At 71.6% G+C, this 12056-nt stretch carries 13 protein-coding genes and 1 tRNA gene; 7 read left to right on the top strand and 7 right to left on the bottom strand.

Annotated elements, in window-relative coordinates; all coding sequences use genetic code 11:
• Nucleotides 1-17: 17 nt before the first annotated feature.
• Entirely contained in the window at nt 18-782 is a 765-nt protein-coding gene (locus IE258_RS23820; RefSeq protein ID WP_189746606.1) for a hypothetical protein, read from the bottom strand.
• 47 nt (nt 783-829) lie between these two features.
• Here IE258_RS23820 and IE258_RS23815 point away from each other — a divergent pair, with 47 nt between their 5' ends.
• Entirely contained in the window at nt 830-1018 is a 189-nt protein-coding gene (locus IE258_RS23815; RefSeq protein WP_007388288.1) for a DUF5703 family protein, read from the top strand.
• A 64-nt stretch (nt 1019-1082) separates the two neighbouring features.
• On the opposite strand, the gene chpC is transcribed toward IE258_RS23815, so the two are convergent.
• The 3 genes from chpC to IE258_RS23800 form a co-directional block, all read right to left on the bottom strand.
• Nucleotides 1083-1865, bottom strand: coding sequence for an LAXTG-anchored chaplin ChpC (gene chpC / locus IE258_RS41925; protein ID WP_189746604.1), 783 nt, complete (start codon nt 1863-1865; stop codon nt 1083-1085).
• A 178-nt stretch (nt 1866-2043) separates the two neighbouring features.
• A complete protein-coding gene (gene chpH / locus IE258_RS23805) occupies nt 2044-2277 on the bottom strand; it encodes a chaplin ChpH (protein WP_003977150.1) in 234 nt (77 codons plus the stop codon).
• Between the two features lie 155 nt (nt 2278-2432).
• On the bottom strand, nt 2433-3758 hold the full coding sequence (locus tag IE258_RS23800; RefSeq protein ID WP_189746602.1) for a M20/M25/M40 family metallo-hydrolase: 1326 nt from the start codon (nt 3756-3758) through the stop codon (nt 2433-2435).
• A gap of 161 nt (nt 3759-3919) precedes the next feature.
• On the opposite strand from IE258_RS23800, the gene IE258_RS23795 reads away from it, so the two are divergent.
• Both IE258_RS23795 and IE258_RS23790 read left to right on the top strand, forming a co-directional pair.
• A tRNA-Leu gene (locus IE258_RS23795) sits at nt 3920-4007 on the top strand.
• A 67-nt stretch (nt 4008-4074) separates the two neighbouring features.
• On the top strand, nt 4075-4449 hold the full coding sequence (locus IE258_RS23790; protein ID WP_189746600.1) for a YchJ family protein: 375 nt from the start codon (nt 4075-4077) through the stop codon (nt 4447-4449).
• A 37-nt stretch (nt 4450-4486) separates the two neighbouring features.
• On the opposite strand, the gene IE258_RS23785 is transcribed toward IE258_RS23790, so the two are convergent.
• Nucleotides 4487-5188, bottom strand: coding sequence for a FadR/GntR family transcriptional regulator (locus tag IE258_RS23785; protein WP_159325445.1), 702 nt, complete (start codon nt 5186-5188; stop codon nt 4487-4489).
• A gap of 136 nt (nt 5189-5324) precedes the next feature.
• Here IE258_RS23785 and IE258_RS23780 point away from each other — a divergent pair, with 136 nt between their 5' ends.
• The 4 genes from IE258_RS23780 (at nt 5325) to IE258_RS23765 (ending at nt 9209) form a co-directional block, all read left to right on the top strand.
• Nucleotides 5325-5852, top strand: a complete 528-nt coding sequence (locus tag IE258_RS23780; RefSeq protein WP_189746598.1) for a gluconokinase — start codon at nt 5325-5327, stop codon at nt 5850-5852.
• A gap of 93 nt (nt 5853-5945) precedes the next feature.
• Nucleotides 5946-7343 (top strand): GntP family permease, encoded by a 1398-nt coding sequence (locus IE258_RS23775; protein WP_125633013.1) that lies wholly within the window; start codon nt 5946-5948, stop codon nt 7341-7343.
• 46 nt (nt 7344-7389) lie between these two features.
• A complete protein-coding gene (locus IE258_RS23770) occupies nt 7390-8151 on the top strand; it encodes an SDR family oxidoreductase (protein WP_189746596.1) in 762 nt (253 codons plus the stop codon).
• Nucleotides 8148-9209 (top strand): L-idonate 5-dehydrogenase, encoded by a 1062-nt coding sequence (locus tag IE258_RS23765; RefSeq protein ID WP_189746594.1) that lies wholly within the window; start codon nt 8148-8150, stop codon nt 9207-9209. The genes IE258_RS23770 and IE258_RS23765 overlap by 4 nt, the downstream gene beginning before the upstream one ends.
• A 102-nt stretch (nt 9210-9311) precedes the next feature.
• On the opposite strand, the gene IE258_RS23760 is transcribed toward IE258_RS23765, so the two are convergent.
• Nucleotides 9312-10850: an APC family permease gene (locus IE258_RS23760; protein ID WP_189746592.1), complete on the bottom strand. Its 1539-nt coding sequence runs from the start codon at nt 10848-10850 to the stop codon at nt 9312-9314.
• Between the two features lie 53 nt (nt 10851-10903).
• Entirely contained in the window at nt 10904-11854 is a 951-nt protein-coding gene (locus IE258_RS23755) for a tetratricopeptide repeat protein (protein ID WP_189746590.1), read from the bottom strand.
• Between the last annotated feature and the right edge of the window lie 202 nt (nt 11855-12056).

Below are 12056 nucleotides of genomic sequence, written 5' to 3'. Positions count from 1 at the left end.
GCCGTGGCGGGTGCCGGTCAGCGGTCGGCCTCCAGGCGGGCGGGCTCACCGTCCTCGTCGAGGTCCCTGTCCAGATCCGTGTCGAGATCCTCGTCCAGGTCCTCGTCCAGGTCCGACAGGTCGGCTTCGCCGTCCTCGCCCTCGCCCTCGTCCTCCTCTTCCTCCTCGTCGCCGTCGTCGAACTCCTCGTCGAAGACCGCGCTGACGTCGAAGCGGCAGACCACCCGCTCGGGGTCGACCTCTTCGAACGGGGCCTCCAGCCACTCGCCCGGCTCGGCACTCTCGTCCGCGGCCGTCACCCAGAGCGTGGAGTCGCCCTCCTCGAGACCGAACTCCTTGTGCCGCGAGGCGATCTCGTCCGGCTCGAACTCGCCGAAGAGGAGGCCGAGGGCGCCGTGCACCGTGCCCGAGGCCCCGGCCCCCGGTGCGTCCTCGTCCGCCGCCTCCACCCGCCGGGCCTGGGCCATCAGCCGCTGCGGTTCGGCCACGGCGTAGTCGCGGCGGATCAGGACGCTCAGCGCGCTGGGTTCCTCCGGGCCCGTGTACGGCGGCAGCGTGTCCTCGCCGGGGATCTCGAAGGGAGTGACCTCGTCGTACCGGTCGTAGAGCAGTTCGTCGTACGCCTCCGCGGCCGCGGCCAGCTCGTTGAACGCGTCGTAGACGGCCGGGTCTTCCTCTCCCGACCGGCGTTCGACCGCGGCAAGGTGACGGTCGAGCGCGGTCTTGACCGCCTCGGCGGCGGCGCGTACCTCGGCAGCGGTGGGCTGCGCAGCATCAGACATAGTGCAGACGCTATCCGTACCGGGCCCCAGCCCGCACAATAGATTCGATGCCGGAATACGAATTTGTCGACGTGTACCTACCGCGCGGGGTCACCCGCAAGGAGGCGACACGTCAGCTGACGGACCATGCCGAGTACGGACACTGGGAGTTGTACCGCCTGACCCTGCTGCGTGACGGCAGCCGCAAGGTGCGGTTGCGGCGGCGGATCATTCGCCAGGTGCGCGCCACCTGGTGACGGAGGCGGAAACGGAGCGGGCCCCGCCGGTGCGGAGCCCGCTGCGTGTACCGGTGTGCCCCTCTCACGCCGAGGCGCGCGCCTTGCGGTAGAGCACCGTGCCCGCGAGCAGCGCGCCGGCGCCCACCGGCAGGGCGAGGCCCAGCGGCAGGTCGCTGCCGGTCTCGGCGAGCGCCGCGTCACCGCTGGGCTGGCCGACGGTCTGGGTGTCGGGCCGGTTGCGGTCCTTGGAGTCGTCCGGCGTCTCGCCGTCCGGGCCGGACGGCTTGTCCGGGGTGTCGGGGTTGTCGGGGTTGCCCGGCTTCTCGGGAGGCGTCTCGTGGTCGCCAGGGGGCGTCGAGCGGTCCCCGCCTCCGCCCCCGTTGTCGCAGTCGTTGCCGAAGGCCGGGTTGAGGGCGCCGACCACGTCGATGCTGTTGCCGCACACGTTCACCGGCACGTCGATCGGCACCTCGACGTGGTTGCCGGAGCCGACGCCGGGCGAGTCCGAGGCGTGGCCGCCCGCGTGAGAGCCCCCGCCGCCGTGCGAGCCGCCGTGCGACCCGTCATGGCTCCCGGAGCCGCCGTATCCGCCGGAGTCGCCGTGGCCTCCGGCGGCGCCGCCGCCCTTGTTGGCGCACGAGTTGCCCATCGCCGGGTTGAGGACGCCGACCACGTCCACCGTGTTGCCGCAGACGTTCACCGGCACGTGCACCGGGGCCTGCACCGTGTTGCCGGACAGCACGCCGGGCGAACCCGAACTCGAGCCGTGCGCGCCCGCGTCCGCGTGGGCGGTGCCGCCCGCGGCGGCGATCACGCCGGTGGCCGCCGCCATCGTCATCAGGCCCTTGCGGGTGACCTGTCGCATTTTCTGAATCCCTGCCTTGTCCTGGTCCCGTGGTACCGAGAATGCCGAGCGTGCCGGAATTCCGGCGTCGCCGTCGTCCTTCCGCCTCGAATGTCCCCCGAAAGGCCGTCGGCCCCGGAGCGCATGGCGTGCACTCCGGGGCCGGCGGAATCAGACCCTCACGGGGCGGGGCACAACGTCACTTGTTGATGCAGACGTTGCCGAAGGCGGGGTTCAGCAGGCCGATCACGGAGATCGTGTTGCCGCAGACGTTCACCGGCACGTGCACGGGAACCTGAACGACGTTGCCGGAAAGGACGCCGGGCGAGTGCACGGCGGCACCCTGGGCACCGGAGTCGGCGACGGCCATGCCCGCGCCCGCGAGAACCAGACCACCGGTGGCTGCCGCGGCGGCGACGACCTTCTTGAGCATTGTTCCTCCTAGTTGGCAAACGCGATCCCAAAATTGCCGATCGCATCACCTGTAACGAGGAGGGAGTAATGAGGCTACGAGCTTATGAGCGCATTCACTCGCCCCGGTCACCTCCCGCACACACGGGCGATTCAACACGCGTCCACACCGGCGTTTCAGGACGCGTCGATGAAGCGGTCGAGCACCCGCACGCCGAACTGGAGTCCCTCCACCGGCACCCGCTCGTCCACCCCGTGGAACATGCCCGCGAAGTCCAGCTCCGGCGGCAGCTTGAGCGGCGCGAAGCCGAAGCCCCGGATGCCGAGTTCGTCGAAGGACTTGGCGTCCGTGCCGCCGGAGAGCATGTAGGGAATCGCCTTCGCGGCCGGGTCCTCGGCCACCAGGGCGGACTGCATCGCGTCGACCAGCGCTCCGTCGAAGGTCGTCTCGACGGCCTTGTTGGCGTGCACGTCCTCGCGCCGCACGAGCGGTCCGAGGATCCGGTCGACGTCGGCGAGGAACTCCTCCTCGTACCCGGGCAGGAAGCGCCCGTCGACGTGCGCGGTGGCCTCGCCGGGGATGACGTTGACCTTGTAACCCGCGCCCAGCTGGGTCGGGTTGGCGGTGTTGCTCAGGGTGGCGCCGATGAGCTTGGCGATGCCGCCGAGCTTGGCGATCGTGCCGTCCATGTCCTCCGGGTCCAGCTCGGTGCCGAGCGCGTCGCCCAGTTCGTCGAGGAAGGCCCGGGTCGTCTTGGTGACGCGGACGGGGAACTTGTGCCGTCCGAGGCGTGCGACGGCCTCGGACAGCTCGGTGATGGCGTTGTCGCGGTGGATCATCGACCCGTGCCCGGCGGTGCCGGCCACGGTCAGCTTCATCCAGTGGATGCCCTTCTCGGCCGTCTGGATCAGGTAGAGGCGACGCTGCTCGTTCACGGTGAAGGAGAAGCCGCCGACCTCGCTGATCGCCTCGGTGACGCCCTCGAAGAGGTCGGGGTGGTGGTTGACGAGGTGCCGGGCGCCGTACGTGCCGCCGGCCTCCTCGTCGGCGAGGAACGCCAGCACGATGTCCCGCGGGGGCTTGCGCCCGCTGCGCAGCCGGTCGCGGACGACCGCGAGCGTCATCGCGTCCATGTCCTTCATGTCGACGGCACCGCGCCCCCATACGCACCCGTCGGCGATCTCCCCGGAGAAGGGGTGGTGGGTCCAGTCGTCCGCGTTGGCCGGGACGACGTCGGTGTGGCCGTGGATGAGCAGCGCCGGGCGGGACGGGTCCTCGCCCTCGATCCGGGCCACCGTGGAGGCGCGTCCGGGGTGGGACTCGAAGATCTTCGGTTCGAGTCCCACCTCGGCGAGCTTCTCGGCGACGTACTCGGCGGCCTTCCGCTCGCCCGGCCCCGAGTGGTCGCCGTAGTTGCTGGTGTCGATCCGGATCAGCTCGCGGCAGAGGTCGACGACCTCGTCCTCGCCGGTGACGCTCCTGGCCGTGCCCGAGTCGCTCACGTGGTTCCTCCCGCTGTCACTGCCGATGTCACTGCTGGTGGGTCCCCCTCATCCTCCTCCCTGGGCCGTCCGGGCCCAAGGAGGGGGTGATCGGCCACCCCGGAAAGCCTGGTAATGTTTACGTCGTCGCCGCGGGGAGAAACCCACGCGACAGACACCTTGTCCGGGTGGCGGAATGGCAGACGCGCTAGCTTGAGGTGCTAGTGCCCTTTATCGGGCGTGGGGGTTCAAGTCCCCCCTCGGACACCAGCTGAGACCCCTGCCGAGCAGGGGTTTTCTGCTTTTCTCGGGCCGACTCTCCTCTACAGTGGTCGCCATGCCCACCCCTCCCTGCCCCTGCGGGCGGTCCGAGCCGTACGAGAAGTGCTGCGGCCGTTTCCACGCCGGGACCGCCGCCGCCCCGACCGCCGAGGCCCTGATGCGCTCGCGCTACTGCGCCTTCGTACGGGGGGACGCGGGCTACCTGCTGCGCACCTGGCACCCGCGGACCCGGCCCGCGCGGCTCGACCTCGACCCGGGCATGCGGTGGACGGGGCTGGAGATCCTGGACACGGCCGACGGTTCCGCCTTCCACGCCACCGGGACCGTGACGTTCCGGGCGTCCTATCGCGGCGGCTCGCTGCACGAGCGCAGCCGCTTCGAGCGCGTGGACGGGGCGTGGGTGTACGTCGACGGGGAGTTCCTCGACTGACGCCGCCCCCGGCACGCCCTGGCACGCCCCGGGGGCCCTACGGCGCCAGGATGTCCAGCTCCTGAAGCGCGCCCTCGGTGATCTCCCGGGTGAGCTGCTCCGCGCGCTCGGCGTCGCGGGCGCGGACCGCCTCGGCGACCTGGACGTGCAGGGTGACGGCGGCCGGGTCGGGGTCCTCGAACATCACGTCGTGGTGGGTGCGGCCGGCCAGCACCTCGGCGACGACGCCGCCGAGGCGGGCGAACATCTCGTTGCCCGAGGCGGTGAGGATGACGCGATGGAAGGCCACGTCGTGGAAGAGGTACTCCTCGAGCCGGTGACCTCGTGAGTTGGCGACCATGCCGAGTGCGCACTCGGTCAGCTCGGCGCACTGCTCCGCCGTGGCGTGCCGTGCGGCCAGGCCCGCCGCGACCGGTTCGACGGCCGACCTCAGCACGGTCAGGGAGCGCAGCTGCCGGGGGCGTTCGGAGCCGGCCAGGCGCCAGCGGATGACCTGCGGGTCGTAGACGTTCCACTCGCACTCGGGCAGGACGGTGACGCCGACGCGGCGGCGCGACTCGACGAGGTGCATGGACTCCAGCACCCGGACCGCCTCCCGCATCACGGAGCGCGAGACCTCGAAGCGCTGCGCGAGCTCGTCCGTGCGCAGAACGCTGCCCGCGGGGTATTCGCCCGCTGTGATCGCGGGGCCGAGGGTGTCCAGTACGCGGCCGTGCAGCCCCCGGCCCGGTGTGCTCATGCACTCAGCGTACGGGGCACGTCACGGGAACAAAAAGTCAGACTTATATGTCACAGACTCTTGAAGTTGTCGTACTAATGAGTTTCAGTTGCGTCGACATCAGGTGTCGACGAAGACAGCAGACAGCGAGAGTGCGATGCAGCAACTGCACACCCCCCACGTGGTCGTGGTCATGGGCGTCGCGGGCACCGGGAAGACCACCATCGGTCCCCTGCTCGCGGCCCGGCTCGGCGTTCCCTACGCCGAGGGCGACGACTTCCACCCTCCGGCCAACATCGCCAAGATGACGGCCGGCACCCCGCTCACCGACGAGGACCGCTGGCCCTGGCTGGACGCCATCGGCGGCTGGGCGCACGGGCGTGCCGGGCTCGGTGGGGTGGTGAGCAGTTCGGCGCTGAAGCGGTCGTACCGCGACCGGCTGCGGGCCGCCGCTCCCGGTGTCGTCTTCGTGCATCTCACGGGCAGCCGTGAGCTGATCGAGGACCGGATGTCGCACCGGCAGGGCCACTTCATGCCGACGGCCCTGCTCGACTCCCAGTTCGCCACGCTCCAGCCGCTGCAGCCGGACGAGGCGGGAGTCGCGGTGGACGTCGCCGGCACCCCCGAGGAGATCACCGAACGGGCGGTCGACGCCCTGAAGGACCTCCCCGAGCCGGTCCAGTAACCCCCGCACCCCCCACCTCCCCCGGGGTCGTGCCGCCCTCCACGCGCACGGCCCCGAACTCCCCCCAGTCCCCATCACCGCAAGGGAACCACCGTGACCAGACTCAGCGTCGAGATGCTGGCAGCGGACCCCGTCGAGCCGATCACCTCGGCGGGCCACGCCCAGCTGGGCATCGCCGTGCTCCTGGGCATCGCCGTCATCGTCCTGCTCATCACCAAGTTCAAGCTGCACGCCTTCCTGTCGCTGACCATCGGGTCGCTGGCGCTCGGCGCGTTCGCCGGGGCGCCGCTGGACAAGGTCATCACCAGCTTCACCGCCGGGCTCGGCTCCACCGTCGCGGGCGTCGGCGTCCTGATCGCCCTCGGTGCGATCCTCGGCAAGATGCTCGCCGACTCCGGCGGCGCCGACCAGATCGTGGACACCATCCTCGCCAAGGCGACCCCGCGTTCGATGCCGTGGACGATGGTGCTGATCGCCTCGGTCATCGGACTGCCGCTGTTCTTCGAGGTCGGCATCGTGCTGCTGATCCCGGTCGTCCTCATGGTCGCCAAGCGCGGCAACTACTCGCTGATGCGGATCGGCATCCCGGCGCTGGCCGGTCTGTCCGTGATGCACGGTCTGGTCCCGCCGCACCCCGGCCCGCTGGTCGCCATCGACGCGGTGGACGCCAACCTCGGGGTGACCCTGGCGCTGGGCGTGCTGATCGCGATCCCCACCGTGATCATCGCCGGTCCGGTCTTCTCGAAGTACGCGGCCCGCTGGGTGGACGTCCCGGCCCCCGACCGCATGATCCCGCAGCGCGCCTCCGAGCAGCTGGACAAGCGTCCGAGCTTCGGCGCCACGCTGGCCACGATCCTGCTGCCGGTCGTGCTGATGCTGCTCAAGGCCCTGGTCGACATCATCATCGACGACCCCGAGAACGTGGTGCAGCGCACCTTCGACGTCATCGGCAACCCGCTGATCGCCCTGCTCGTCTCGGTGATCGTCGGCATCTTCACGCTGCTGCGGCCCGCCGGGTTCGGCAAGGACCGTCTCTCCGGCCTGGTCGAGAAGGGGCTGGCGCCCATCGCCGGCATCCTGCTGATCGTCGGCGCGGGCGGCGGCTTCAAGCAGACGCTGATCGACTCCGGCGTGGGCCAGATGGTCCTGGACATCTCCAAGGACTGGTCGATCCCGGCGCTGCTGCTCGCCTGGCTGATCGCGGTGGTGATCCGGCTGGCGACCGGTTCTGCGACGGTGGCGACCGTCTCGGCGGCCGGTCTGGTCGCGCCGCTCGCGGCCGACATGTCGACCACGCACGCCGCCCTGCTGGTCCTGGCCATCGGCGCCGGCTCGCTCTTCTTCAGCCACGTCAACGACGCCGGCTTCTGGCTGGTGAAGGAGTACTTCGGGCTGAACGTCGGCCAGACCATCAAGACCTGGTCCGTGATGGAGACGATCATCTCAGTGGTCGCCGGTGCGCTGGTCCTGCTGTTGTCCCTGGTCATATAGCCGCACCAGGCACGGGACACCAGCGAGAAGGAACGGAAGTACGACGATGACGGCGCACCCCCTCTTCGACATCGGCGGCCGCACCGCCCTGGTGACCGGCTCCAGCCGGGGCATCGGGCTGGCGCTGGCCCGGGGCCTGGCGGAGGCCGGCTGCCGGGTGGTCCTGAACGGACGCGACGGCGACCGCCTCGCGAAGGCCGCCGCCGGACTCCCCGGCGACGTCCGCACGGCGGTGTTCGACGTGACCGACGGTCCGTCCGTGACCGCCGGGATCGCGGAGGTCGAGGAGCGGGTGGGTCCGCTCGACATCCTGGTCAACAACGCCGGGATGCAGCTGCGGGCGCCCCTGCTGGAGTTCGCGGACGCGGACTGGCACCGCGTCCTGGACACCAATCTCACCAGCGCCTTCCTGGTGGGCCGGGAGGCCGCGCGCCGGATGACGGAACGCGGCCACGGCAAGATCGTGAACATCTGCTCGCTGCAGAGCGAGGTGGTCCGCCCGGGCATCGCGCCCTACGCGGCCACCAAGGGCGCGCTGAAGATGCTCACCAAGGGCATGTGCGCCGACTGGGGCCCCTACGGCGTCCAGGTCAACGGCCTCGGTCCCGGCTACATCGAGACCGAGCTGACCCGGCCGCTCGTCGAGGACGAGGAGTTCAGCACCTGGGTGCGCGGCCGCACTCCGGCGGGCCGTTGGGGCCGTACGGAGGACCTGGTGGGCGGGCTGCTGTTCCTGGCCTCGCCCGCCGCGGACTTCGTCGGCGGACAGATCCTGTACGTCGACGGCGGAATGACGAGCGTCCTGTGAGCGCCGGGAAGGCCCTTGCGCCGGGCTGTGTGATCCACGGGCCGGGCGACCTGCGGGTCGAGGACGTGCCCGTCCCCCGTCCGGGTCCGGGCGAGGCGCTGGTCGCCGTGCGCTACGGCGGGGTCTGCGGCTCCGACCTGCACTACTGGCGGCACGGCGGCGTCGGCGACTTCCGCCTGCGGGAGCCGATGCTGCTCGGGCACGAGGTGGTCGGCACGGTCGTGGCGTACGGCTCCCCGGACACACCGGGGCCGGCGGCCGGTACGTCCGTCGCCGTGCACCCGGCGACCCCGTGCGGGGTGTGTCCGGAGTGCGTGGACGGGCGGCGCAACGTCTGCCGGGACACCCGGTACCTGGGCAGCGCGGCCCGCTTCCCGCACGTCCAGGGCGGCTTCGCGGCGCGGATCGTCGTCCCCGCCGAGCAGTTGCGCGCCCTCCCGGCCGGCCTGGACCCGCGCCGGGGCGCCCTCGCCGAGCCGCTGTCCGTGGCCCTGCACGCCGTGCGCCGGGCCGGGGACCTGGTCGGCCGGCATGTGCTGGTGACCGGGGCCGGGCCGATCGGCTGCCTGGTGGTCGCGGCGGCGAAGGCGGCGGGCGCGGCTCACGTGACGGTGACGGACCTGCTGCCGGCGGCCCTGGAGTACGCGCGGGCCGTCGGCGCCGACACCCTGGTACGGGCGGACGACCCGGGCGACTCGGGTTGGCCGGTGGAGGTGGACGCGGCGATCGAGGCCTCCGGGGTGGCCGCGGGTCTCGACACCTGTCTGCGGCTGGTGCGGCGCGGCGGTGTGGTCGTCCAGCTCGGCATGCTGCCCCCGGGGCAGAGCCCCTTCGCGGGGAACCTGCTGGTGAGCCGGGAGATCGAGCTGCGCGGCGCGTTCCGCTTCGACGGCGAGTTCGACGACGCGCTGCTCCTGCTGGCGGCCGAGCCCGCGTTCGACGCTCTGGTCGGCGCGGTGATACCGGTTCGGGACGCGGCTTCGGCGTTCGAACTGGCCGCGGACCGGAGCAGGTCCTGCAAGGTGCTGCTGGACTTCGGCGCGGCTCCGGCCGCCTGAGCCTGCCCGGCGGCTGAGCGCGCCGGAGCGTCGGAGCGCGGCGAGGGGCCGGGAACCCGCACACGGCGGCGTCCCGGCCCCTCCCCCGTTCCCGGCCCGTCGTCAGGAGGACGCGGCCTTGTCCAGTTGGAACGCCTCGTTGCCCTGGCCGATACGGGCGTGCCGCTCGGGGGCACGGGAGCGCAGGATCATGCCTTGCACCACGCCGGCCACCGCGGCGAGGCCGATGATGCCGGGCAGCACCCAGCTCAGGGCGGAGTCGGGGCCCGCGCCGACCAGGACGTCGAAGTCCTTGACCGTGTAACCGGCGATCACCAGCAGGGCGAGGCCCGCGACGGTGGAGGTGACCAGGCGCACGGCCTGGGCCCCGGCGGCGCCGCGCCGGACGAAGAAGGCCACGACGGAGAACGAGGCGGCGGCCATCAGCACGATCACGCCGAGGGCCCCGATGTTGCCGCCCCAGGTGAACAGGTGCAGTACGGGCTGGGTCGGGTCGCCGTTCGGCTTGTCGTCGGCGATCGCGAAGCCGATGACGACGACCGCGGACACGGCGGTCTGGAGCAGCGAGCCGGTGCCCGGCGCGCCGCTGGTGCCGCTGGTCCGCCCGAAGGCGGCGGGCAGCAGTCCCTCGCGTCCCATGGCGAACGCGTACCGGGCGACGACGTTGTGGAAGCTCAGCAGCGCGGCGAACATCCCGGTGACGAACAGGACGTGCAGCACGTCGGTGAAGGTGTCGCCGAGCCGTGACTCGGTCAGGAAGAACAGCAGTCCGGCGCTCTGCTCCTGCGCGGTACCGACGATCTTGTCGGGGCCGGTGGCCACGGTCAGGGCCCAGCTGCTGAGCGCGAAGAAGACGGCGACCCCACCGACCGCCAGGAACATGACACGCGGAACGAGCACATGGGGCCGGCTGGTCTCCTCGGCGTACACCGGCGCCTGCTCGAAGCCGAGGAAGGCGGCGATGCAGAAGCAGAGCGCGGTGCCGACCCCGGCGCCGGTCAGGGTGTCCGGGTTGAAGGCGTGCAGCGACAGCCCCTGCGCCCCCGGGTCGGAGACGGCGGCGATGTCGAACACCACCACCAGCACCACCTCGATGAGCAGCAGGACGCCCAGTACGCGCGCGTTGACGTCGATCTTCAGCCAGCCCAGCGCACCGACCGCGAGGACCGCAAGGAGCGCGGGGATCCACCAGGCCACGTCGAGGTCGGCGTAGGTGGACAGCAGGCCGGAGACCTCGAAGCCGAAGATGCCGTAGATACCGACCTGGAGGGCGTTGTAGGCGACCAGCGCGACCAGGGCGGCGCCCGCGCCGGCGGTGCCGCCGAGCCCGCGGGAGATGTAGGCGTAGAAGGCGCCCGCGTTGTGGACGTGCCTGCTCATCTCGGCGTACCCGATGCTGAAGAGGATCAGCACCACGCCCAGCAGCACGAAGAGGAGGGGCTGTCCGACGATGCCCATGACCGCGAAGGTGGTGGGCATCACGCCCGCGACCACCATCAGCGGGGCGGTGGCGGCGAGCACGGACAGGAGCAGTCCACCCGTGCCCAGCCGGTCGGCGCGCAGGGCGCGCTCCTCGCCCTTGAAGGTGCTGATGGCGCCACCGCTCGCGGTTCTGCTCTTGCTCGAACTGCCCGTGGTCATCGCAGGACGTCCTTCTCTCGTGTGGGTGGTGTGCGTCGGGTCTTTCGGGCGGGTCAGCCGGTGCCGAGCGCGCCCGCGCGGGCGGCGCGGAAGGCGGCGAACGCGTCGCGGTCCGGGTACGACCACGGGGCCGGCGTGGCGTGCTCGCCGATGCGGTGGAACAGGGCGGCGGCCTCGGCGCCGCGGCCCTCGCAGGACTTGGCGTGGGCGAGGAAGTTGAGGTCGATCAGCCGGCGCGGATGGCCGTCCTGCTCCCACTCGAGCCACCAGTCGAAGGCCGCCTTCATCACCAGCCGGGCGCGCCGGCCCACCCAGTGGCCCGAGGCGCTCGGGTCGGGGGACTCGTGTCCGGCGGCGGCCAGCACGCGGTAGCGCTCGGCGTGCGCGACGACCGGGAGGATGGCCAGCGGGGAGTCGGCGGGGGCCTGCTCGGCGGCCCAGTTGGCGAAGTCGTACACCTCGTGCAGCGGGTCGGCGCCGCCGTCGCCGCCGCGCTCGGCGAGCCGGGCCACCATCAGGTGATGGGCGTGGTGGTGGTCGGCGTACCGTCCGCGCACCTCGTCGAAGACGCGGATGACGTCCTCGTCCGCGCCCAGGGAGCGTTCCAGCATGAGGAGGCCGAGCCAGGGCGTGGGGTCGTCCGGCACGAGGGCGGCGGCGTCCCGGCACGCCTCGCGGACCCGGGCGGGCTTCTCCTTGCCCCGCAGGGCGCGGTGGACCAGGGCGAGGGCGAGCAGCACCGAGGCGTCGGCGGAGTCGGGCTCGGCCAGCAGCCACTCGCGGGCCCAGGGGGCGCAGTGGGACTCCTTGGCGAGCACCGACACCCGGTGCCCCCGGCGGTCCCAGTCGTCACCCGTGTGGACCAGCAGCGAGCGGACGGACTGCCAGCGCCCCTGGGCCAACGCCGCACGCACGGCGGTGAGTTCGGCGTCGTCGAGGGCCTCGTCGAAGGCCTGGGCCGCGCGTTTGCGGCCACGGCCGAGGGGAGGCGGGGGTGGGGACACCGCGGGAAACTTCCTCACGCGACGCGCTGGGTCGTCGTAGCCGGATTGCCATGACCGGATTGCCATGAACTGATCACGCACAGCAAACCGGCAGCCAAGGCTTGACGTCAAGAGGAATCAACTCGTTACACGCGTCAACAACCGTGACTCCAGGGGAACTTGCTCTTGATCACCCCTCCTTCCACACCCCGAATGCGCCTCT

Source organism: Streptomyces tendae (assembly GCF_014650435.1).
Lineage (GTDB): Bacteria > Actinomycetota > Actinomycetes > Streptomycetales > Streptomycetaceae > Streptomyces > Streptomyces tendae.
Note: the sequence above shows the minus strand (reverse complement) of the source record. Positions and strands in the feature narration are given on the sequence as shown.

What these genes read in the sequence shown, in the direction of transcription:
- IE258_RS23820 (WP_189746606.1), bottom strand. Translation starts at nt 782, where the DNA reads ATGTCTGATGCTGCGCAGCCCACCGCTGCCGAGGTACGCGCCGCCGCC.
- IE258_RS23770 (WP_189746596.1), top strand. Translation starts at nt 7,390, where the DNA reads ATGACGGCGCACCCCCTCTTCGACATCGGCGGCCGCACCGCCCTGGTG.
- IE258_RS23790 (WP_189746600.1), top strand. Translation starts at nt 4,075, where the DNA reads ATGCCCACCCCTCCCTGCCCCTGCGGGCGGTCCGAGCCGTACGAGAAG.
- IE258_RS23815 (WP_007388288.1), top strand. Translation starts at nt 830, where the DNA reads ATGCCGGAATACGAATTTGTCGACGTGTACCTACCGCGCGGGGTCACC.
- chpH (WP_003977150.1), bottom strand. Translation starts at nt 2,277, where the DNA reads ATGCTCAAGAAGGTCGTCGCCGCCGCGGCAGCCACCGGTGGTCTGGTT.
- chpC (WP_189746604.1), bottom strand. Translation starts at nt 1,865, where the DNA reads ATGCGACAGGTCACCCGCAAGGGCCTGATGACGATGGCGGCGGCCACC.
- IE258_RS23760 (WP_189746592.1), bottom strand. Translation starts at nt 10,850, where the DNA reads ATGACCACGGGCAGTTCGAGCAAGAGCAGAACCGCGAGCGGTGGCGCC.
- IE258_RS23780 (WP_189746598.1), top strand. Translation starts at nt 5,325, where the DNA reads ATGCAGCAACTGCACACCCCCCACGTGGTCGTGGTCATGGGCGTCGCG.
- IE258_RS23785 (WP_159325445.1), bottom strand. Translation starts at nt 5,188, where the DNA reads ATGAGCACACCGGGCCGGGGGCTGCACGGCCGCGTACTGGACACCCTC.